The organism is Bacillus sp. FSL P4-0334, from assembly GCF_038004825.1.
Taxonomy (GTDB): domain Bacteria; phylum Bacillota; class Bacilli; order Bacillales; family Bacillaceae; genus Bacillus; species Bacillus velezensis.
The window spans coordinates 386,246-407,532 of sequence record NZ_JBBORX010000001.1 but is presented as its reverse complement, the minus strand read 5'-3'; the positions used below and the strand labels follow the sequence as shown (position 1 = coordinate 407,532).

Below are 21,287 nucleotides of genomic sequence, written 5' to 3'. Positions count from 1 at the left end.
AAACCTCACGGAGAGATCCGTGAGGTTTTTAATCTGTCAAACTTAAACATTCAATTAAATATTCCTTATTTCCGCAACCGGAGGCAGATGAATTTGATAATATTGACTAATAGAGTTTATTTTGGTTTTTATCAAAAATATACGTTTTGTTCATATTCCGTTCATGCACATCCGTTATAGTATAAACAGTGATATAGGAGGAAAACATATGCCGAATAAACAACCAAAACCTAAAGGGAAATTCAGCTCATTCTTTTCATTAGTCAAAAAAACAAAACCATCATACGGTATGCTGGCCTTCGCGCTGTCTCTCAGTATTGTGACAACGCTCGTCAGCCTGCTGATTCCGCTGTTGACAAAGCAGCTCGTTGACGGCTTTTCCATGTCGTCGCTGTCAGGCGTGCAAATCGGAATCATCGCAGCCGTGTTTATCGTACAGGCCGCATTAAGCGCCTACGCCACCTACGCCCTGAACTACAGCGGCCAGAAAATCATCTCGGGACTGCGTGATTTGTTGTGGCAGAAATTAATTAAACTGCCCGTCTCTTATTTTGACAAAAACGCCACGGGAGAAACGATCAGCCGTGTCACCAATGACACAATGGTGGTAAAAGAGCTGATAACAAACAATATCAGCGGATTTATTACCGGAATCATTTCCGTTATCGGGTCACTGACGATCTTATTTTTCATGAACTGGAAGCTCACATTGCTCGTGCTGATCGTCGTGCCGCTGGCTGCGGTGATTTTAGTGCCGATCGGCCGGAAAATGTTTAAAATTTCTCGGGAAACACAGGATGAAACGGCGAGATTCACCGGATTATTAAACCACATCCTCCCGGAAATCAGGCTTGTAAAAGCGTCAAACGCTGAAGAAGCGGAATACGGACGCGGAAAAGCAGGCATCATGGCGCTCTTTAAACTCGGGCTGCGTGAAGCGAAGGTGCAGTCGCTCGTAGGCCCGCTTATTACACTTGTATTAATGGCGGCGCTGGTCGCTGTCATCGGGTACGGCGGGATGCAGGTGTCATCCGGTGAACTGACAGCCGGCGCACTCGTTGCCTTTATCCTGTATTTGTTTCAGATCATTATGCCGATGGGCCAGATCACTTCATTTTTCACACAGCTTCAAAAATCCGTCGGCGCAACGGAACGGATGATTCATATTCTTGCAGAAAAAGAAGAAGATATCCAAACCGGAAAAGCCATTGAAAATGCGGATCAGCCGATTAAACTTGAACAAGTCTCATTCGGCTACAAAACAGATCAAACCATCTTAAAAGACATTACTGCAACCATTGAAGCCGGCAAAGTCACCGCGATCGTCGGACCGAGCGGCGGCGGAAAAACAACGTTATTTAAGCTGCTTGAACGATTCTACAATCCGACTGCGGGCAGCATCCTGCTCGGAAATGAACCGATTGATGCGTATTCCCTTGAGTCATGGCGGGAGCATATCGGCTACGTGTCGCAAGAAAGCCCGTTAATGTCAGGCACCATCCGCGAGAATATCTGCTACGGATTAAAACGCGAGGTGACTGATGAGGAACTGAGGCAAGCGGCTGACATGGCCTACGCCCTGCAATTTATTGAAGACTTACCGAAGAAATTTGAAACAGAGGTCGGTGAGCGGGGAATTATGCTGTCAGGCGGACAGCGCCAGCGCATCGCCATTGCCAGAGCGCTCCTTCGCAACCCGAGCATTCTGATGCTTGATGAAGCGACATCAAGTCTGGACAGCCAATCTGAAAAATGGGTGCAGCAGGCGCTGGAAGTTCTAATGAAAGGCCGCACCACCATCGTGATTGCCCACCGTTTATCCACGGTTGTGGATGCAGATCAGCTTCTCTTTGTCGAACAGGGTGAAATCACCGGACGGGGCACACACCATGAATTAATGGCATCCCATTCGCTGTACCGCGATTTTGCGGAGCAGCAGCTGAAGCTGAATGCCGACTTAGAAAACAAAGCTGTGTAAAGCAAGACTTTATGAATAAAAAGCAGCTGAAAAAGCTGCTTTTTATTTTGCAGCCGGAGTCCTGTTCATACGGGTGTACGGTCGGTGAAGAGCAAAGCCATAAGCGTGTATGCCGGTACAGGAGACAATGAAAAAATTCCGTTTTATAGACATCATGTCGATTCATGAAAAGAAAAAAGCAGAAGGAGGGATTTTCATGGCTGTCATATTGGTTGCGGATGATGACCGCCATATCCGTGAGCTTGTCCGCCTTATGATGGAGCAGAGCGGTTTTGACGTCGCAGAAGCGGAAGACGGGGAAGCGGCGGTGCGGCTGATCGAATCAGCACCTATAGATCTCATCATACTGGATGTGATGATGCCGAAAATGGACGGGTTTGAAGTCAGTGAAGCCGTCCGCAGCTTTACGGACATTCCGATTTTGATGCTGACGGCAAAAGGCGAAACGCTGGACAAAGTGCAAGGTTTTACTTCCGGAGCGGATGATTATCTCGTCAAACCGTTTGAGCCGCTTGAGCTGGAAGCAAGGGTCAAAGCATTGCTGAAACGGTACCGGATCACCGCTGAAAAACTGCTGACCATCGGAACGGTCACATTAGATAAGCAATCCCGCACCGTAACGCGTGGCGGCGGAGCGGGATTGACATTGCCCCGGCGTGAATTTGAGCTTTTATTTAAGCTCGCCGGTTATCCGAATAAGACGTTTTCAAGAGAACAATTAATAGAAGATATTTGGGGCTTTGATTATGAAGGTGACGAGCGTACCGTTGATGTGCATATTAAAAGGCTGAGAGAACGGTTTCCGGAAAAAGACTATCCGTTTGCCATCCATACGGTGCGGGGGCTCGGGTATCGGTTTGTGGTGACAGGATGAAACGGATCTTCAGAACGGCTGGAAAAATCATCATCCTTCTCACCGTCACCGCATTCTTATGGCTGGCGGCTCACCTGATTGTTCAGGGATTCGGTCTCATATGGCCGATTTTGCTTGTGCCGTACGCCGAGCAGATTGTGACGCTTTGGCTTGTTTTCGGCCTGCTGTTTGTAACGATGTTTATTTTTTCAAAGTCAGCACGTGAAAGGCATCATGCGATCTGGGATTCGCTGACCGCCACGATCAAGCAAATGTCGAGCGGCAACTTCACAGCGGCCGCTTCCCGGAAAATGGAGAAGATTGAGCGGAACCATCCCGTGACGAAATTGGCTGATGAACTGTCGACACTCGCCGCGGAACTGAGTGAAATGGAAAAACTGAAACAAGAATTTATTTCGAACGTTTCCCATGAAATCCAAACCCCGCTCACTTCATTAAAGGGCTACGCGCATCTTCTGAAAAAACCGGATTTATCATATGAGGAGCGGGGGCGCTACTTACACATCATCGAAACAGAAACAGAACGATTATCAAAAATCAGTGAAAATCTGCTGAAGCTCACTGCGCTCGAACGCCAAACCGAACCGATACAAAAAAAACCGTTTCGCATTGACAAACAGCTGCGGCGCACCATATTGACCTGTGAGCCTGAATGGTCCGCCAAACAGATTGAGTTTCTCATTGATTTACAGGAGTCGTATGTGTACGGAGATGAAGCGCTGCTCAGCCAAGTATGGATGAATCTGATTCACAATGCCGTGAAATTTACCGGTGAAGGCGGCCGCATATCCGTTAAAATTGCAGATCTGCCGGGAGCGGCGGCTGTCGAAATCGCCGACGACGGAATCGGAATGGAGCCTGAACAGGCGGAGCGTGTATTTGAACGGTTTTATAAAGCGGACAAGGCGAGAAACGCAGGAGGAAGCGGGCTCGGCCTGTCCATCGCCCAAAAAATCGCAGAGCTGCACGGCGGTTCGATAGAGGTTGAGAGCAAGCGCGGCGAAGGAACCCTTTTCCGTGTCATTCTTCCAGCCGAGCCTCGTGAAAAAAACAGCTAAAATCTGGTCGAACCAGCCAGTAAAAAACGAAGCCGATCCTGTCTTTTGAACTATTGAGGTGAAACCGTTTTATGGTATACTACTGACGGTAATACGTATAAAACGGAGGATATTTGTGGGAAAACACACTTCTGAACAGAAAAAGCACGCGCAAATTGTCCAGCTGCTTCAGGATGGACAATATTTTTTTCATAAAGGCTTAAAAGCATATAAAGAGCGGAATTTAAAGCGGGCCAGCAAACTGATTCAGCGGGCCGTCCACCTCGAGCCGAATGATTCCGAAATGCTGTCCCGGCTGGCCGTCATTTATTCTGAAATGGGCCACTACCAGCAGTCAAATGAGCTGTTCGACTTTATTTTGGTGAACCTGAAAGAAGAAATGCCCGAGTGTCATTATTTTAAAGCGAATAATTTCGCGCATTTGGGGCTCTTTCAGGAAGCATACAAAGAAGCGGCGGCTTATTCAGATGCCGATCCGGACGGGGAATTCAGCGAAGAGATTGAAAATCTGATGGAGCTATTGGATTTCGGCGAAGCGGGTGAAAACGAATCGCTCTATGACCAGGATGAGCTGCTGATCAGGCAGGATCGGGCAAAAGCGCTTCTTGAGAGCGGCCAGCTTCATGAAGCGGTTGTCATGCTTGAAGAGATTACGGCCGATTACCCCGAGCTTTGGTCTGCATACAACAACCTGGCGCTCGCTTACTTTTACTCAGGCAATGTCACAAAAGCGAAACAAACGGTATTCGAAGTGCTTGAGAAAAATGAAGGCAATCTCCATGCCCTGTGCAACCTCCTTGTATTCTGCTATTACGAGAGGGAAGATGAAAAAGTCGGAGAATTGAGCGGAAAACTCGCCAATGTGTATCCGATTTTATTCGAACAGCGCTATAAGCTGGGGGCGACGCTTGCGCTTGTCGGCAGACATGATCTCGGTTATAAATGGCTCCGTTCTCTTTACAAAAGCGGATTCGAAGGCGACGAAACGTTTTATTACTGGCTGGCCGCCTCAGCCTACGGGACAGGCCGCATAGAATTTGCGGAAACCATTTGGAAAAAGGCCGAAGCCGAATTTCCCGAATCAGACCGGCCCGCGCCTTGGGCGGAGCGGCAGGAACCGCTGCCTGCTTCACTTGAACAGCGGCTTGCCGCCTATTATATCAGCAGCGCTGAAGGAGAGCGGAACCAGCTTGAAAAAGTTCTGACGGCAAAACGCGCCGTTTCACCGTTTGAACAAGATTTCGTCAGCCTGCTGCTTTCCGGTGAAAAAGGCGTTTCAGGCGTCTCCGGTGATGCGCTGTTCACGTATCGGACGGTCAAGCTTCTGGAGAAAGCGGAAGCCGACAGTTTAAAAACTGACGTCATGAGCTGCTGGGTTTTTCACGTCATTCAGCACATCCGCGCCGCCGCTGCCGTACAGAATGAGCGGGCATGGGCCGCAGCCATCGCATATGTATGGAAAGAAGCAAACGGCGAAAAAACGACGAAAAAAGAAACGGCCGCCGTTTTCGGTATAACCCCGGCAACACTTTCGAAATACATCAGACAAATAGATGATATATTAGAATAAAACCGATTCTTTCTATATAAAGAGTCGGTTCTTTTTTTATCAGAAAGGGGCAAAACAGAACTTTACCGCCGAAAAAAGAGGTATTCATACGTATTTTTTTGCTTTTCGAATATGAAATCAGGCCGTAATCACCGTTTATTTTGCAAAATATGAGATTTGCAATCACATTGAAATATAACTGTAATAAAAATTGTCGAAACATGATGGTATAATGAGTCTCGTACATAAGAGATTAGTTTATTTTACATGTGCTGTATAATCTATACCAATTTAAAAGATTTAAAGATTCATACATAAAAATCATCAGCCTCACGGGTATGTGAGGGAGCGTAACTTTGATGTTCATAATAGAATTCCAAATGAGAACAGGTTTAAAGTAAAAGGGAGGAAAGAAAAAGTGAAAAAGAGTTTATTAACACTTGGTTTGGCTTCCGTCATCGGGACAAGCAGTTTTTTGATCCCGTTTACAAAAACTGCATCGGCGGAAACATTAGACAGCAAAAAAGCGAAAATTGAAAGCAAGCAATCTGAGGTGGCTTCAAGCCTTGAAGCAAAAGAAAGAGAATTGTCTAAGCTTCAGGACAAGCAGGCTAAGATTGAAAAAGAACTGAAAGACATTAACGCTAAAGCGTTGGATACAAGCAATAAAATTGAAGATAAAAAAGCTGAAAACGAAAAAACGAAAAAGCAGATCGCTGATTTGAAAAAAGAAATCAAAGAAACAGAAGCGCGTATTGAAAAACGCAATGAAATCCTAAAAAAACGCGTTCGTTCTTTACAGGAAAACGGCGGTTCTCAAGGATACATAGATGTTCTTTTAGGGGCGACAAGCTTCGGAGACTTCATTTCCCGTGCGACTGCGGTATCTTCTATCGTTGATGCGGATAAAGACCTGATCAAACAGCAGGAGCAGGATAAAGCGAAACTCGAAGACGCAGAAGCTGAACTTAACGTGAAGCTGAAAAAAGTTCAAGATGATCTTGCGAAACTCGAGTCTATGCAAAAAGACCTGAACAAACAGCTTGATCAGAAAGACAAGCTTTTCGACGAAGCGAAAAACGGCCAGAAAAAAGCGGCTTCCGCTATCTCTGATCTGAAAAAAGAAGCATCAAAGCTTGCAAACGAAAAAGCTGACACTGAAAAAGAACAGAAGCGCATTAAAGCTGAGCAGGCTGCAGCGGCTGCCCTGATCAAAAAACAGGAAGAAGCGCAAAAAGCTTCTGAAGACCAAAACCAAAAAGATGACAGCCAGCCGGCACCGGCGGTTAAAACTGTGAAAAAAGCGGCTGTTTCAACATCATCTGATTCATCTGACAGCTCAAGCAAACCGAAGAGCACTTCAGGCGGATCATCTCATAACAGCGGCGGTTCAGATGATTCTGACGGCGGATCTGTTATTTCAAATTCAGGCGGTATTGAAGGCGCCATCAGCGTAGGATCAAGCCTTGTGGGTCAATCCCCGTACAAGTTCGGCGGCGGACGCACTCAATCCGATATTGACAACCGTATTTTTGACTGCTCTTCATTCGTACGCTGGGCTTATGCTAACGCAGGCGTTAATCTCGGACCTGCAAGCGGCACAAACACAGATACATTAATCGGAAGAGGTAAGGCAGTAAGCGCGTCTGACATGAAACGCGGAGACTTAGTATTCTTCAACACGTATAAAACAAACGGCCACGTCGGCATCTACTTAGGTAACGGAACGTTCCTGAACGATAATACATCACACGGTGTATCCATTGATTCTATGAGCAACCCTTACTGGAAGAAAGCATTCAACGGCAATGTAAGACGTGTCGTGCAATAATGAATAAGACAAGGGCCTTCTATCCCGGAAGGCTCTTTCTTTATTTGTATACCCGCTCAGGAGCTGCCTAATCACGGTTTTTTAGAAAAATGAGCAAAAAAATAGCGAATTGCCTTCAGATTTAATAGGATATGGGTAAGGAATACGATTGATGGGGATTCTTAGTCATATAGGGTGCGCCCCATTTCGAAAAGGAGTGAATCATGGTGTCAGAAGAAAAAATTTATGATGTGATCATTATCGGCGCGGGTCCGGCGGGGATGACCGCTGCTGTTTACACATCACGAGCGAACTTATCCACATTAATGATCGAAAGAGGAATTCCGGGCGGCCAGATGGCCAACACGGAGGATGTTGAAAACTATCCGGGTTTTGAAAGCATTCTCGGCCCTGAACTTTCTAATAAAATGTTTGAACATGCGAAAAAATTCGGTGCGGAATATGCGTACGGCGATATTAAAGAAATCGTTGACGGTAAAGAATATAAAACGGTCAAAGCCGGTTCAAAAGAATATAAAGCGCGTGCCATCGTCATTTCTGCCGGAGCGGAATACAAAAAGATCGGTGTTCCCGGCGAAAAAGAACTGGGCGGCCGCGGTGTATCGTACTGCGCGGTTTGTGACGGCGCGTTCTTTAAAAATAAAGAGCTTGTCGTTGTCGGCGGCGGAGACTCCGCCGTTGAAGAAGGCGTCTATCTGACACGCTTCGCTTCAAAAGTCACCATCGTTCACAGACGTGACAAATTGCGTGCGCAAAGCATTCTTCAGGCGCGTGCCTTTGACAATGAGAAAATTGACTTCAAATGGAACAAAACCGTAAAAGAAATCCATGAGGAAAACGGAAAAGTCGGCAGACTTACTCTTGTGGATACCGTGACGGGAGAAGAGGAAGAATTCAAAGCTGACGGCGTCTTTATTTATATCGGTATGCTTCCGCTTTCTAAACCGTTCGAGAACTTGGGCATCACAAATGAAGAAGGCTACATTGAAACAAACGCTCAAATGGAAACAAAAGTTCCAGGCATTTTCGCCGCGGGAGACATCCGTGAAAAAACGCTCCGCCAGATCGTAACGGCGACAGGCGACGGAAGTATTGCGGCTCAAAGCGTTCAGCATTATGTGGAAGAGCTTGAGGAAACGCTCAAAACCGTTAAATAATCACTGTAATGTTCAGTTTTTGAATCGTTACTGTGTTTTAATTACGCTGTAACACGGGTGAAATACTGATGTTTTAAGATGAATGTAGTAATTGACCCCCTTTTTAATGAATACACTTTGGCACGGATTCCAGTATCCGTGCCCTTTTTTTGCGATTTTCTGTTTTCTGTCAAATAAAAGAAAAGGATGTCGGTGTCTCTGCATTGTGAGAGACATGCCGAAACGGTATAATGAAGAGACGATGATTTGTTGAGAAGGTTAGGTGACGTACTTGTGCAAAGAGTGACAAATTGTGTGCTGCAGACAGATGATCAGGTTCTCCTTCTCCAAAAGCCGAGACGGGGCTGGTGGGTCGCGCCCGGCGGGAAGATGGAAAGCGGCGAATCCGTCAGAGATTCCGTCATCAGAGAGTACAGAGAAGAGACGGGCATTTATATACTAAATCCGCAGTTAAAAGGCGTGTTTACCTTTATTATTAAGGAACAGGAACAAATCGTGTCAGAGTGGATGATGTTTACTTTCGTCGCCGACTCGTACACGGGGCGAAATGTCGCTGAATCAGAGGAAGGCGTTCTGAAGTGGCATGACGTAAAAGATATCCACAGCCTTCCGATGGCCCCCGGAGACGGACATATCCTTGATTTTATGATCAAGGGCCAAGGGCTTTTGCACGGCACCTTTACGTATACGCCGGACTTCGAGCTGCTCAGCTATCGTTTAGATCCGCAGCTTATCAAATAAAAGAAAGACCGCAGGGGGGAGAAAGATGAGTATGAATGAAAACCATGATATTCAGCTCGTCATCATTACGGGAATGTCTGGAGCGGGGAAAACCGTCGCCATTCAAAGCTTTGAGGATCTCGGCTATTTTTGCGTCGACAATCTGCCGCCTTCCTTGCTGCCGAAATTTTTGGAGCTGATGAAAGAATCAAGTTCAAAAATGAGCAAGGTCGCGCTTGTCATGGATCTGCGGGGACGTGAATTTTTTGACAGGCTGATTGAGGCGCTGGATGAAATGGCGGAAAATCCGTGGATTACACCGCGCATTCTCTTTTTAGACGCTAAGGATTCCATCCTTGTGACGAGATACAAAGAAACGAGGCGTTCTCACCCGCTGGCCGCTACCGGGCTTCCTCTCGAAGGAATCGCGCTGGAACGCCAGCTGCTTGAAGAATTGAAAGGGCGCTCTCAGCTGATCTATGACACATCGGATATGAAACCGCGTGATCTGCGTGAAAAAATCGTGGCGCATTTCGCCACGAACCAAGGTGAAACATTTACAGTGAACGTAATGTCATTCGGGTTCAAATACGGGCTTCCGATAGATGCCGACCTCGTGTTTGATGTAAGGTTTCTGCCGAATCCGTTCTACATTGAAAGCATGAGGCCGCTTACGGGGAAAGATGAGGAAGTGTCATCCTATGTGATGAAGTGGAACGAAACACAAAAGTTTATTGAAAAGCTTGTTGATCTGCTCGGCTTTATGCTTCCGTCTTATAAGCGGGAAGGTAAAAGCCAGCTTGTCATCGCGATCGGCTGTACGGGCGGCCAGCACCGCTCCGTCACGCTCGCTGAGTATTTGGCTGACTATTTTAAAAAAGATTTCTATACTCATGTCACCCACCGGGACATTGAAAAGAGAAGCCGGAAATGAATAAGAAGCCGAAAATCGCAATCTTCGGCGGCGGAACGGGTCTGTCCGTGCTGCTTCGGGGGTTAAAGCATAAGCCCGTTGATATTACGGCGATTGTGACAGTTGCTGATGACGGCGGAAGTTCAGGCCGTCTGCGGGATGAACTTCAAATTCCGCCGCCGGGTGACATCCGTAACGTACTGGCTGCTTTGTCAGATGTTGAGCCGCTCGTTGAAAATCTGTTTCAGCACCGTTTCAACAAAGGAAGCGACTTAACCGGACATTCGCTCGGCAATTTGATTTTGGCAGCGATGACAAATATAACCGGTGATTTCTTTCACGCTGTCACCGAAATGAGCAAGGTGCTGAATGTCCGCGGCAGAGTGCTGCCGGCTGCCAACACCAGTGTCGTTCTTCACGCTGAAATGGAGGACGGGCAGGTCGTCTCCGGAGAATCGACAATCCCTTCTTACGGCCAGCGGATTAAACGGGTGTTTCTTACGCCTGAAAAAATTGATCCGCTCCCGGAAACGATTGACGTCATCCGTCAGGCCGATTTAATCATTATCGGTCCGGGAAGCCTGTACACAAGCATTCTTCCGAATCTGCTCGTACCGAAAATCGGAGAGGAAGTCGTCAAGGCTGCGGCCAAAAAAGTATATATATGCAACGTCATGACGCAGCCCGGAGAGACGCTGCAATACAGTGCGGCCGACCATGTCAAGGCGCTGAACGATCATATGGAGCAGCCGTTTATCGACACGATCTTAATCAACAATGAGGAGATCCCTGACGAAATCAAAAGCAAATATGCGAAAGAGCTGGCCCGGCCCGTCGACTTCAATGTTGAAAAGCTGAAATCCATGGGGCTTGAGGTCATCAGGGATCAGATTATCACGTATAAAAATGGCGTAATCCGTCACGATACACATAAAGTGGCTTCTCTTCTTGTCGATTTATTAAGGGACTAGAGGCCTTTTGAAATGAGGTGGCTAATATGTCATTTGCATCGGAAACAAAAAAAGAACTGACGAATCTGGAAGTGAAGGACTGCTGCGCCAAGGCTGAGCTGTCCGCGCTGATTCGGATGAACGGTTCCCTGTCATTTTCAAACCGCCATCTCGTGCTTGACGTTCAAACCGAAAATGCGGCGATTGCCCGCCGCATTTATACATTGCTGAAGAAACAATATGATGTATCGGTCGAACTGTTAGTCAGAAAAAAAATGCGGCTGAAAAAAAACAATGTTTATATTGTGCGCTTTTCTGAAAATGCAAAGCTGATTTTAGAGGAATTGAAAATCCTCGGAGAGAACTTTGTATTTGAACGGAATATTTCTGAGGAACTGGTGGCGAAACGCTGCTGCAAACGTTCTTATATGAGAGGGGCGTTTTTGGCGGGGGGATCTGTGAATAATCCCGAAACATCGTCGTACCACTTGGAAATCTTCTCGCTTTATAAGGAACATAACGATTCATTATGCGCGCTGCTGAATGAATTTCATCTGAACAGCAAAACGCTTGAACGGAAAAAAGGCTATATTACGTATTTAAAAGAGGCGGAAAAAATCACTGAATTTCTGAATGTCATCGGCGCTCACAATTCACTGCTGCGTTTTGAAGATGTGCGGATTGTCAGAGACATGAGAAACTCAGTGAACCGCCTCGTCAATTGTGAAACAGCAAACTTAAACAAAACCATCGGTGCTTCTCTCAGACAGGTGGAAAATATTAAATACATTGATGAACGGATCGGTCTTGAAGCGCTGCCGGAAAAGCTTCGCGAAATTGCGCAGCTGCGGATTGATTATCAGGAGGTCACGCTGAAAGAACTGGGGGAAATGGTTGCAAGCGGGAAAATCAGCAAATCCGGCATCAATCACAGGCTGAGAAAGCTCGATGAAATCGCAGAACAGCTGCGTACAGGACAAAGCATCACTTTGAAATAACCGTACAGAAAAGGGGAGATCTTATGGTTCAGGGGAAAGTGGAAGTGCGTTTAAAGACGGGATTGCAGGCGCGTCCCGCTGCATTGTTTGTACAGGAGGCAAATCGTTTTGCATCAGATGTGTTTCTTGAGAAAAACGGCAAGAAAGTGAATGCCAAAAGCATTATGGGATTAATGAGTCTGGCGGTCAGCACGGGGACGGAAGTCACTCTGATCGCTGAAGGCGACGATGAAAAGGAAGCGCTGGAAAAGTTGTCCGCTTATGTGCAGGAAGAAGTGTAAACACTTTGTAAGGGGGACGGAACGATGAATGAGTTTCTGAAAGATTGTTATCAAACGATAGGCTGGGAAAAGGATTCCCTCGATTTCAGCAACCTGCCGGAGTTTTTAAAGGCGCTCGCATATCGGTTTCCGTTTGAAAATCGCGCGGTTTTGTCCAAAAAAGAATATGACGTCACGAAAGAAGGACTGTGGCGGCACATGGTGAAGGAACCTCATGGCGGCCTTTGTTATGACTTGAACGGACTGCTTTATTTCATCCTGAAAGATGCCGGATTTGATGTCAAATTGATCCGCGGAACGGTCTGGAAAAACGGCTGGGCGCTGCCCGGCACACATGCGGCCGTACTTCTTTCCGCCGGGGGGAATGAGTACATCGCTGATGCAGGCTTCGGCCTCAATCTCGCCATGCAGCCTGTGCCGATGTCGGGAGACGAGACGGTATCAGCGGCCGGAGCGTTCCGCGTGAGGATAGAAGAGACGGAATTCGGGACATACCTGCTTGAAATGAACAAAGGGGACGGCTGGCAGACAGGTTACGCATTTTCGCTTGAAGAAATCGATGAAAAGGACCTCAAGTCTATGAAACAAACAATCTTTGAACATGAACGCTCTCCTTTCAACAAACGCCTGCTTGCTTCTAAGCGGACACCGGAAGGGCACATGGTTCTGTCTGAACGCAATATAACAATAAAAAAACACGATGGCACGGCGGAAAACAGCAGAATAGACCGGTCAGAGTTTGAAGAAAAATTTACTGCTCATTTTATATGAAGCTCGCAGGTTCTCTGCAAAAAAACGGCCTCCGCAGGGAAGCCGTTTTTTGTATGTGTTTATCTCATTTTTGTAAAGGTTTTATAATGATCTGTCGTCTTATAAATCAGCCAGTCGCTTGAGTAAAGAATCCGGTCTGAATTTCTGAAGCCTGATGTATAGTTAATATCCGCTTCACGCCACGTCCGTCCGCTTTTGGCAGGGAGTTTGCCTTCCCTGTTTGAGAAGATGTCTCCGCCGATGCTTTTCCCCGGAGCGACGTCTGCAAGATTCCCCTTTGATGCAACCCAGCCGAGGGCCTGCGCTTCTGACTTTGTAATGTAATTATCAGGAAGCTTATGATAGGTCTGAAGATAATCCGCAACCCCGTCAAACGTGTTGATAACCTGTGCTTCAGTGTGCGCCTTGTGAGAAGATGTATCCGTCTTGGCAGCCGTGGAAAACAGCATCCCCGCCGCGGAGAACAGCACCAGCAAACAAACGGAAATCCACGATAATCGTTTTTTCAAAGCAATACCTCCCATTTTTATCATGTGAAGCTGATTCCTTTTCATTGTATCAGCATCGAGAGAAAGGAATAGAAAGAATTTAAAAATAGTTCTTTTGATCTAGCAAAAAATAAACCCCGGCTGAAACGGCCGGGATTTTTCATCTCATTGAAATTCCTTCGTGAGGTTTTTCGGCGTTTTTCCGTATACGGCGTCAATCATGTTTTGTGCGGCTTGCTTGAACATATTCAAACGGATTTTTGCCGTTGCTGACCCGATATGCGGAAGCAATGTGACGTTTTCCAGCTGCAGGAGCGGATTGTCTTCGGCGATCGGCTCTTTTTCAAACACATCTAAACCGGCGCCTTTTATCCAGCCCTCCTGCAATGCGCGGATGAGCGCTTTCTCATCAACCGTCTTTCCCCGGGAAATATTGACGAAACATGCCGTATCTTTCATCAATTTAAATTCCCGCTCTCCCATCATATGATACGTTTCGTCAGTAAGCGGCGTAATTAACAGCACAAAGTCTGATGTTTTCAGCAGTGTATCTAAGTCGGCATATGTAACCCCGAGTTCCTTCTCAGCGTCCGGTTTTCTGCTGCGATTATAATACAGCACGTCCATATCGAAGCCGAATTTTGCCCGTTTGGCAGCTTGTTCACCGATTCTGCCCATGCCGATAATTCCTAATGTCTGATGGTGGACATCCATACCGAAAAGAGATTCTTCCTCAACGGTTCCCCATTTGCCGGCGCGGACGAATCGATCCAATTCGGCAACCCGTCTGGCGGAAGACAGAATTAATGAAAAAGCCAGATCAGCGACAGTGTCATCTAAGGTGTACGGCGTATGCGTGCCGACAACCCCGCGTCTTTTCATTTCTTCAATATTAAAATTATCATAGCCGACAGAATTATTGCTGACGACCTTCAGCTTCGGCGCGTGATCCAGTAAATCACTGTCAATCGCCGTTCCGGATGTCAGCAGCCCTTCAGCATCTTTCATTTTTTCGTACAGTTCCTCTTTTGGAATGGTATCTGCTTTCCAGATGTCATACCGGCAATGCTCGCCTATCATTTGTTCGACTTCCGGCGGTATCGGTTTCGCGATGAATACATAGGGTTTCAACGGGCTTCTCCTCCTTTGTCTTTCTTCTCTATTTTATTATATAAGAGAAGCGGTAACGTGAGAAATATTCAAACGCATTACGATAAATTTCTGGTTCTTTTGAACTTAAAATGAAAGAAAAAGAAATGTACATGCTTGATTTCTCCAAACAATAACAGAATCCGCCTATATTTCTGAAGGCAAAATGAGCGGAACCGCTGTTTTTAAAAGCTTTATAGGTTGGTGTAAAGATAAATTTTATTATTTTTGAAAGATATAAATGAACATAATCTGAATTTACAGTTAAATTATCGTGTCTTTTTTTGAAAGCGCTTTTGAGGCCTTTTTCTGTGCTATAATTCCTTACTGTAAGCTGGGTAAGAAGGCTTGCAATACAATCGGATGGGAGATGAATAGAAAAATGGTTTCTTTATCAAGCATTTTGGAGCACAACCAGCAGTTTGTCCAAGAAAGGAAATATGAACCTTACCAAACGACAAAATTCCCGAAAAAAAAGCTTGTCATCGTATCCTGCATGGATACAAGGCTGACGGAGCTTCTGCCGCAGGCGATGGGACTCAGAAACGGCGATGCCAAAATCATAAAAAACGCGGGAGCCATTGTTTCTCACCCATTTGGAAGTGTCATGCGGAGCATTTTGGTTGCCGTTTATGAACTGCAGGCAGAGGAAGTCTGCATCATAGGTCACCGCGAGTGCGGAATGTCGGGATTAAATGCGGCTTCCATATTAAATAAAGCGAAAGAGCGCGGCGTGGAAGACAAATGTCTCAGCCTTCTGCAGCATGCGGGAGTCGATTTGGAAACATGGCTGACCGGCTTTCACAGCGTCGAAGAAAGCGTGGCCCACAGCGTGAATATGGTCAGGCATCATCCGCTCTTGCCTGAAGAAGTGCCGGTGCACGGGCTGGTGATTGATCCGGGGACGGGGACGTTGGATGTTGTCGTTGACGGTTATGAAACAGTCAAAGGAGGATGCAGCTGACGATGCAATTTACCGGCAGATATCAGGGATACAATTTGCAGAAATTTCAGAAAGACCTAGTCGCGGGAATTGTGGTCGGAATTGTAGCGATTCCACTGGGAATGGCCTTTGCCATCGCCTCGGGGGTCGGTCCGGAATACGGGCTTTACACCGTTATTGTGGCCGGAATTCTGATTTCGCTGTTGGGCGGCTCTAAATATCAGATCGGCGGGCCTACGGGGGCGTTTGTTCCCATTTTATTTGCCATTGTGATGCAGTATGGTTTTGAGAATTTACTCGTAGCCGGTTTTATGGCAGGCGTCATGCTCGTCCTGTTTGGCGTATTTAAGCTCGGAAAGATTATGAAATTCGTGCCGAAGCCGGTGATCGTCGGATTTACGGCCGGAATCGCGGTGCTGATTTTCTCGGAGCAGATTGCCCATTTTCTCGGTCTGCGCGATATCCAAAAGCATGAAAGCTTTATCCTCAACATTGCGGAAATCGGCAAGAAGCTCGGAACCTTTAATTTGTACAGCATCCTCATCGCGGGAATTGCTTTGGCCATTTTGCTGTTATCAGCCAGGCTGATGCCGAAGATTCCGGGCGCGCTTGTGGCGCTGCTTGTCTCTACAGCCGCGGCGGTCGTGTTTTTTCCTGACAAAATGGCGACAATCGGTTCTGCTTACGGGGAAATCCCGCGGCAGCTTCCGGCTTTCCAGCTTCCTGATTTCTCAATCGATAACATGATCATGATGTTTCCGTCGGCTCTGATCATTGCGCTTCTCGGCGGACTTGAGTCCATATTATCGGCGATGGTCGCGGACAATATGAAAGGATCAAGGCATGACAGCAATAGGGAGCTTGTCGGGCAGGGCATCGCCAATATGGCAGCGCCGCTTTTCGGCGGTATACCGGCAACGGGAGCGATTGCGCGGACCGCAACAAATATTAAAAACGGCGCAGTTTCTCCGATTTCCGGTGTTGTCCACGGAGTCACCGTCCTCCTCGTCCTGCTCGTCTTCGCCCCGCTTGCCGTTCACGTACCGCTGGCAAGCATGGCGCCGGTATTGATGGTTGTGGCTTGGAACATGAGTGAGCGGAGGGAAGTCGCCAATATGATGCGGCTGAAAAACACTGATTCATTCGTACTGGCGGCAACCTTTTTGCTGACGGTTCTGTTTGATTTAATCATCGGCGTTTCTGCCGGTCTCGTGCTCGCTTTTGTTTTCTTTATCAGAAAAATGAGCGAATCAACACGTATCAAAACACCGCATGCCGCTGTCAAATCGGTTAAAAATGATTCGTCCGTCAGCACATATTCCATTGAAGGGCCGCTGTTTTTCGGTTCAATTGATTCACTGGAAACATCGCTGCTGGAGAGGCTTCAGGAAAAGCCGAAGACGCTTATTCTGCTGATGAATAATGTACATTACATGGATACCTCCGCAGAAGCGGTGCTGGGGAATGTGATGAACCGGATCAAACGGCATAACGGGAGATTGATGATCGTCGGATTGCAATCACAGCCGAGAGAGCTCATCCGGAAGACGGGGCTGTTTCATAAAATCGGGAAACAGCATTTCTTTGAGCATCAGGACGAGATAACGGGATAAATTCAGATACGGCCTGTCCATGAAAAAGCGGACAGGCCGTGTTTTTATTCGGTTTCAAAGCGCTTGATCAGTTTTTCCTGATGGGCTTTCATCGCATCTTCTAACGTGATGCCGTACTTATCAGCAAGGATGGCCAGATTTCCGAGGACGTCACCCATTTCTTCAATCAGCTCCTGCCTGCGTTCAGCCTGGGTCGCGTCTTTTTCATCCGGCCGGTCTCTGCCGATTTCATATGCTCTTACCGCCCGGGCGAGCTCACCCGCCTCTTCCATTAAAAAACCGATTCTGATAAATGGCCCGTACGCCGTCCATCCTCGTTTTTCATAAAAATCTTTCGTCCATTGTTCTGCTTCAGCCATCTGCATGTGAAACACTCCTTATGTCCTGTATGATTCTTATTGATATTATCATATAGAGATGGGACAATATATAGTGTATTTTGATTTATTGATGTACATATATAGATATGGAGATGAAAAAATGAAAACCATTTGTGTATTTGCGGGGTCAAACCCGGGGGTAAATGAAGAGTACAAACGCAAAGCGGCCGAACTGGGTGAATATATGGCGGAGCAGGGAATCGGCCTTGTTTACGGCGGTTCACGGGTCGGTCTGATGGGAACCGTCGCCGACGCGTTAATGGCAGGCGGCGGAAAAGCTGTCGGCGTCATGCCGAGCGGGCTGTTCAGCGGAGAGGTTGTTCATCAGAATCTGACGGAGCTGATTGAAGTCAGCGGCATGCATGAGCGGAAAGCGAAAATGAGTGAACTTGCCGATGGGTACATTGCCATGCCCGGCGGCTTCGGAACATATGAAGAGTTATTTGAAGTGCTATGCTGGGCGCAAATCGGCATTCATCAAAAACCGATCGGACTGTACAATGTGAACGGGTATTTTGAGCCGATGATGAAGATGGTCAAGTACAGCATTCAGGAAGGATTTTCGAATGAGTCTCATTTGAAGCTGATACACAGTTCCTCCCGGCCGGATGAGCTGATTGAGCAGATGAATCGGTATACATACCCGATTTTAGATAAGAAATGGCGGGAATTGTAAGTCAGAGGTCTGAAATATGTTTCGGCGGTTGCATCTAATCTATTCTGATGGAAAATTCTCCGCCTATAGAATACCTTTTCTTTCTGGAAATCGTTTTCTCTTTCTCATGCGTATCACACCTTTCTTCAGGATAAGACATATGTATGAGAATAAGATGAGAAAGAGAATGCTGTTGGGGTTGAAAGAAGAACATCCATTTCCTCAGAGGAGATGGATGTTTTGCGGTTTGCAGACTGTATGCGTTTACAACTTTTGTTGCACGAATGTTTCCTCCGATATGAAATCATCCTGCTGCATCTTTTGTTTTTTTGAACTGATTCCAAATATACCGACTGTCAGTGCACAAAGAAACCAGCAGCCTGTAAAAAACAAGAAAACACTTAAAAATCCGTAGCCTGAATACAGGAAACTGACGACAAAGGGACCGGCTACATTCGCAAGACGTCCTACGCCGTAAGTGAGGCCATTTCCAGATGCCCTGGCTTCAACCGGATATAATTCCGGCGTATAGGCATATGCGATCGAACTGAAAGTACGCTCAAACATATGCATGAGAAATCCGCATATGACAATGACCATCGGCAAAGGATTGATGCCATAAAAGAATCCAAGCGCCATAATAATTAACGATAAAACAGAAATGGCCCACTTTCGATCCACACGGTCAGAGATTTGCGACGCAATGAGAGCGCCCAGTGGGGCACCGATCGTTCCCAGAGTGACGTATACGATAGACTCATCCATTGATACGCCTTCTTTTACCAAAAGGGTGGGAACCCACGTGCCAAAGCCTTGAATTGCAATCGTGGAAGCTGCCCACATCGTCATTAAAACAAAAGTTCTTCCTGCCAAAGGCTTTTGAAATAACGTCCGATATGGAACGGATTTTACAGCGGTTTGTCTGCTTCGCAGAGCCGGAGCTGGTTCAGGCAGTTCACCCTTTTCTTTTTCTGCTTTTGCCTCCAGTTCAAGCAGAATGCGGTGTGCTTGTTCGCTTTTTCCTTTCGTGTCCAGCCATTTCGGTGATTCTTCCAGTTTTCTGGCGATCAGCGGAAAAAAAATACCGACCGCGCCGAATAGAAAGATAAACCGCCAGCCGTAAGAGGCGGACGGCACGACCAATTTAGCCACCCAGCCGGCTGCAGGAATTCCGCATATGCCGATTGTAATACAGATTGCCTGGTACTTACCCTTAGTTGCGGATGGGAAAAATTCGCTGATATACGTACTTGCCACAATCGTTGTGGCGCCGATACCTAAACTCGTAAGAAATCTAAAAACACCGAGTATTTCTGGGTTCCAAGCCAGAGAAGAGAGGAGGGAGAAGAAAGAGAAAAAAGTGACAACCAGAATTAAACCTTTTTTCCTTCCGAAACGGTCTGAAAACCATCCTCCGGCAGAGGCGCCGATAAACATTCCGAAATAGGAGACAGACGTAATAAAAGCGATGGTATGAGTCGAAATGTTCCATTCCTTTAAAAGTGAAGGCGCCGCATATGAAAACGTATTTAAATCGATAAAATCAAAAAAGTAAGCGAATGAAAGGATAACGAGCACTGCTTGATGGGCCCTTGAAAAAGGCAGTCTGTTTAATCGATTAGACGCATTTACATTGATCATCTCGTATTCCTCCGTTTATCTTTGACTTGTCTGAAGACTGGTATTAACCAATGTGATTCAGCGTATTCAGGTTGTAACTTTGCTTTGTAAACACATAGCCTTCAGAGATTTTTCTTGCTGTGCGTACTACTTTAATCGTTGTTCCATCCGGATCAACATCTGCCTCGGTTTCTAAAATGCCGCTTGGATGTCCCAATCGAATTGTTCTTCCATAGAATGAAAATTCAGATAATATTGTATCCTGCAATAGCATGCCGGCAGTCGTACAAACCGCCCCTGTAATGGCTAAAGCTTGATGCGGTTTTTGCATGGACATCATACGAATGACAAGATCCATCTCTTCTGCGTGTCTCTTTATCCCTTTTGTATCGATATAATCCGCTGGAGATGAGATTAATGTTAGTTTTGGTACGGCCGGTGATTTTGCAGCAGCCTCATGTCTCGGAGCGAATCTGCATTTCTCGGCTGCAATCGATCGGATCATTTCGAGCTTTTCCAATATATCCGGAGTATATTCATCCGGAAGTTCTAAGCCGGTAAGCCCCGTGTCCTCTGCTTTTACAAAGACAAGCGGATTAGCGTAATCAATAATCGAGACCGAGATATTTCCATACGGTGTATCGAGAACATCAATAGGCTGACCAGTGGGAAACAGCTTACCGGTCACCGCTCCTTCAGCCTGGTGAAATGAAAGATAAATAGGAGAAGCTGTACCTGGAACCCCGGGGATAGAGCAGTCCCCCTGGTAATGAAATGTTCCATTTCTGACTTCAACTTCTGCTACGATCACTTTTTGAGTGTTTGTATTTAACATTCTGACTTTTGTAACCGGCTCTTCAGCTTGAACGAGCCCTTTCTCAATAGCATAAGGGCCTACGGCAGAAGAGATATTTCCGCAATTGCCTTTGAAGTCGGTAAAATGGTCAGTCAAACTGACCTGAGCAAACGTATACTCAACATCTGCATCCTTTCTGGCGGATTTCTTAATAATGGCTGCCTTGCTTGTGAGAGAATGGCCGCCGCCGAGACCGTCAATTTGTCTCTCGTCAGGGCTCCCCATAATGTCTAAAAGAAAATCGCTCCATAGGTTTGTATCGTCTGGCATGTCTTTTTGATGAATAAAAACGCCTTTGCTGGTGCCGCCTCTCATGACGGTTACAGGAACTTTTTCCATGCTGTCTCATCCTTACATCATTTTGTGTGGATAAAAAGGTACCGGTCCCTTTGGAAAATATCGTATGATAAATAAGGATTATAAGTAAAACATATAATTTTTATAAAGTTGAATAAAAAACTTTTATAATATGAGGAAATTTTATAGCAGAAAAATATTTTGGG

General features: G+C 46.4%; 20 protein-coding genes. 15 read left to right on the top strand and 5 right to left on the bottom strand.

The genetic code is table 11. The annotated features are described in order from the left end of the window. Positions 1-208 precede the first annotated feature (208 nt). From NSQ37_RS02100 to NSQ37_RS02045, 12 genes are all read left to right on the top strand, one after another. A complete protein-coding gene (locus NSQ37_RS02100; RefSeq protein ID WP_168984800.1) occupies positions 209-1,978 on the top strand; it encodes an ABC transporter ATP-binding protein in 1,770 nt (589 codons plus the stop codon). A gap of 196 nt (positions 1,979-2,174) precedes the next feature. Beyond that, positions 2,175-2,852, top strand: coding sequence for a response regulator transcription factor (locus NSQ37_RS02095; RefSeq protein WP_012118540.1), 678 nt, complete (start codon positions 2,175-2,177; stop codon positions 2,850-2,852). Next, positions 2,849-3,910, top strand: a complete 1,062-nt coding sequence (locus NSQ37_RS02090) for a sensor histidine kinase (protein ID WP_014418966.1) — start codon at positions 2,849-2,851, stop codon at positions 3,908-3,910. The genes NSQ37_RS02095 and NSQ37_RS02090 overlap by 4 nt, the downstream gene beginning before the upstream one ends. Positions 3,911-4,025: 115 nt before the next feature. Beyond that, entirely contained in the window at positions 4,026-5,480 is a 1,455-nt protein-coding gene (locus NSQ37_RS02085) for a tetratricopeptide repeat protein (RefSeq protein WP_341123152.1), read from the top strand. Between the two features lie 397 nt (positions 5,481-5,877). Beyond that, positions 5,878-7,290 (top strand): C40 family peptidase, encoded by a 1,413-nt coding sequence (locus NSQ37_RS02080; RefSeq protein WP_012118537.1) that lies wholly within the window; start codon positions 5,878-5,880, stop codon positions 7,288-7,290. Positions 7,291-7,496: 206 nt separating this feature from the next. Then, a complete protein-coding gene (gene trxB, locus NSQ37_RS02075; RefSeq protein WP_007407423.1) occupies positions 7,497-8,447 on the top strand; it encodes a thioredoxin-disulfide reductase in 951 nt (316 codons plus the stop codon). A gap of 273 nt (positions 8,448-8,720) precedes the next feature. Then, positions 8,721-9,188 (top strand): 8-oxo-dGTP diphosphatase, encoded by a 468-nt coding sequence (locus NSQ37_RS02070; protein WP_003151491.1) that lies wholly within the window; start codon positions 8,721-8,723, stop codon positions 9,186-9,188. Between the two features lie 25 nt (positions 9,189-9,213). After that, on the top strand, positions 9,214-10,101 hold the full coding sequence (gene rapZ, locus NSQ37_RS02065) for an RNase adapter RapZ (protein ID WP_012118535.1): 888 nt from the start codon (positions 9,214-9,216) through the stop codon (positions 10,099-10,101). Next, positions 10,098-11,051, top strand: coding sequence for a gluconeogenesis factor YvcK family protein (locus NSQ37_RS02060; RefSeq protein WP_007407422.1), 954 nt, complete (start codon positions 10,098-10,100; stop codon positions 11,049-11,051). Before rapZ ends, NSQ37_RS02060 begins: the two co-directional genes overlap by 4 nt. A gap of 26 nt (positions 11,052-11,077) precedes the next feature. Then, complete coding sequence (gene whiA / locus NSQ37_RS02055) at positions 11,078-12,028, top strand: DNA-binding protein WhiA (protein ID WP_007407421.1); 951 nt, start codon at positions 11,078-11,080, stop codon at positions 12,026-12,028. A gap of 23 nt (positions 12,029-12,051) precedes the next feature. Continuing rightward, complete coding sequence (locus NSQ37_RS02050) at positions 12,052-12,309, top strand: HPr family phosphocarrier protein (protein WP_003151495.1); 258 nt, start codon at positions 12,052-12,054, stop codon at positions 12,307-12,309. Between the two features lie 24 nt (positions 12,310-12,333). Then, positions 12,334-13,080, top strand: a complete 747-nt coding sequence (locus NSQ37_RS02045; RefSeq protein WP_007407420.1) for an arylamine N-acetyltransferase family protein — start codon at positions 12,334-12,336, stop codon at positions 13,078-13,080. A 59-nt stretch (positions 13,081-13,139) separates the two neighbouring features. Here NSQ37_RS02045 and NSQ37_RS02040 read toward each other — a convergent pair whose 3' ends face one another. Then, positions 13,140-13,529, bottom strand: coding sequence for a ribonuclease (locus NSQ37_RS02040; RefSeq protein WP_223204413.1), 390 nt, complete (start codon positions 13,527-13,529; stop codon positions 13,140-13,142). A 204-nt stretch (positions 13,530-13,733) separates the two neighbouring features. Further along, a complete protein-coding gene (locus tag NSQ37_RS02035; RefSeq protein ID WP_032867047.1) occupies positions 13,734-14,699 on the bottom strand; it encodes a 2-hydroxyacid dehydrogenase in 966 nt (321 codons plus the stop codon). A gap of 400 nt (positions 14,700-15,099) precedes the next feature. On the opposite strand from NSQ37_RS02035, the gene NSQ37_RS02030 reads away from it, so the two are divergent. Together NSQ37_RS02030 and NSQ37_RS02025 are read left to right on the top strand one after the other, a co-directional pair. Then, positions 15,100-15,681 carry a beta-class carbonic anhydrase gene (locus tag NSQ37_RS02030; RefSeq protein ID WP_003151503.1) on the top strand — a complete coding sequence of 194 codons (582 nt, stop codon included), beginning with the start codon at positions 15,100-15,102 and terminating at the stop codon, positions 15,679-15,681. Positions 15,682-15,683: 2 nt separating this feature from the next. Further along, entirely contained in the window at positions 15,684-17,273 is a 1,590-nt protein-coding gene (locus tag NSQ37_RS02025) for a SulP family inorganic anion transporter (RefSeq protein WP_025285335.1), read from the top strand. Positions 17,274-17,317: 44 nt separating this feature from the next. Here the strand turns inward: NSQ37_RS02025 and NSQ37_RS02020 are convergent, their stop codons facing one another. Next, the gene (locus NSQ37_RS02020; protein ID WP_003151506.1) at positions 17,318-17,638 is read right to left on the bottom strand and encodes a MazG nucleotide pyrophosphohydrolase domain-containing protein; all 321 of its coding nucleotides are present in this window, start codon (positions 17,636-17,638) and stop codon (positions 17,318-17,320) included. Positions 17,639-17,753: 115 nt separating this feature from the next. On the opposite strand from NSQ37_RS02020, the gene NSQ37_RS02015 reads away from it, so the two are divergent. Further along, the gene (locus NSQ37_RS02015; RefSeq protein WP_015240657.1) at positions 17,754-18,329 is read left to right on the top strand and encodes an LOG family protein; all 576 of its coding nucleotides are present in this window, start codon (positions 17,754-17,756) and stop codon (positions 18,327-18,329) included. Between the two features lie 243 nt (positions 18,330-18,572). On the opposite strand, the gene NSQ37_RS02010 is transcribed toward NSQ37_RS02015, so the two are convergent. After that, a complete protein-coding gene (locus tag NSQ37_RS02010) occupies positions 18,573-19,949 on the bottom strand; it encodes an MFS transporter (RefSeq protein ID WP_015240656.1) in 1,377 nt (458 codons plus the stop codon). A 43-nt stretch (positions 19,950-19,992) separates the two neighbouring features. Continuing rightward, positions 19,993-21,123 (bottom strand): 2-methylaconitate cis-trans isomerase PrpF family protein, encoded by a 1,131-nt coding sequence (locus NSQ37_RS02005; protein WP_007407413.1) that lies wholly within the window; start codon positions 21,121-21,123, stop codon positions 19,993-19,995. Positions 21,124-21,287: the final 164 nt, after the last annotated feature.

What these genes read in the sequence shown, in the direction of transcription:
- NSQ37_RS02100 (WP_168984800.1), top strand. Translation starts at nt 209, where the DNA reads ATGCCGAATAAACAACCAAAACCTAAAGGGAAATTCAGCTCATTCTTT.
- NSQ37_RS02095 (WP_012118540.1), top strand. Translation starts at nt 2,175, where the DNA reads ATGGCTGTCATATTGGTTGCGGATGATGACCGCCATATCCGTGAGCTT.
- NSQ37_RS02090 (WP_014418966.1), top strand. Translation starts at nt 2,849, where the DNA reads ATGAAACGGATCTTCAGAACGGCTGGAAAAATCATCATCCTTCTCACC.
- rapZ (WP_012118535.1), top strand. Translation starts at nt 9,214, where the DNA reads ATGAGTATGAATGAAAACCATGATATTCAGCTCGTCATCATTACGGGA.
- NSQ37_RS02060 (WP_007407422.1), top strand. Translation starts at nt 10,098, where the DNA reads ATGAATAAGAAGCCGAAAATCGCAATCTTCGGCGGCGGAACGGGTCTG.
- whiA (WP_007407421.1), top strand. Translation starts at nt 11,078, where the DNA reads ATGTCATTTGCATCGGAAACAAAAAAAGAACTGACGAATCTGGAAGTG.
- NSQ37_RS02050 (WP_003151495.1), top strand. Translation starts at nt 12,052, where the DNA reads ATGGTTCAGGGGAAAGTGGAAGTGCGTTTAAAGACGGGATTGCAGGCG.
- NSQ37_RS02045 (WP_007407420.1), top strand. Translation starts at nt 12,334, where the DNA reads ATGAATGAGTTTCTGAAAGATTGTTATCAAACGATAGGCTGGGAAAAG.
- NSQ37_RS02040 (WP_223204413.1), bottom strand. Translation starts at nt 13,529, where the DNA reads ATGCTGTTTTCCACGGCTGCCAAGACGGATACATCTTCTCACAAGGCG.
- NSQ37_RS02030 (WP_003151503.1), top strand. Translation starts at nt 15,100, where the DNA reads ATGGTTTCTTTATCAAGCATTTTGGAGCACAACCAGCAGTTTGTCCAA.
- NSQ37_RS02025 (WP_025285335.1), top strand. Translation starts at nt 15,684, where the DNA reads ATGCAATTTACCGGCAGATATCAGGGATACAATTTGCAGAAATTTCAG.
- NSQ37_RS02020 (WP_003151506.1), bottom strand. Translation starts at nt 17,638, where the DNA reads ATGCAGATGGCTGAAGCAGAACAATGGACGAAAGATTTTTATGAAAAA.
- NSQ37_RS02015 (WP_015240657.1), top strand. Translation starts at nt 17,754, where the DNA reads ATGAAAACCATTTGTGTATTTGCGGGGTCAAACCCGGGGGTAAATGAA.
- NSQ37_RS02010 (WP_015240656.1), bottom strand. Translation starts at nt 19,949, where the DNA reads ATGATCAATGTAAATGCGTCTAATCGATTAAACAGACTGCCTTTTTCA.
- NSQ37_RS02005 (WP_007407413.1), bottom strand. Translation starts at nt 21,123, where the DNA reads ATGGAAAAAGTTCCTGTAACCGTCATGAGAGGCGGCACCAGCAAAGGC.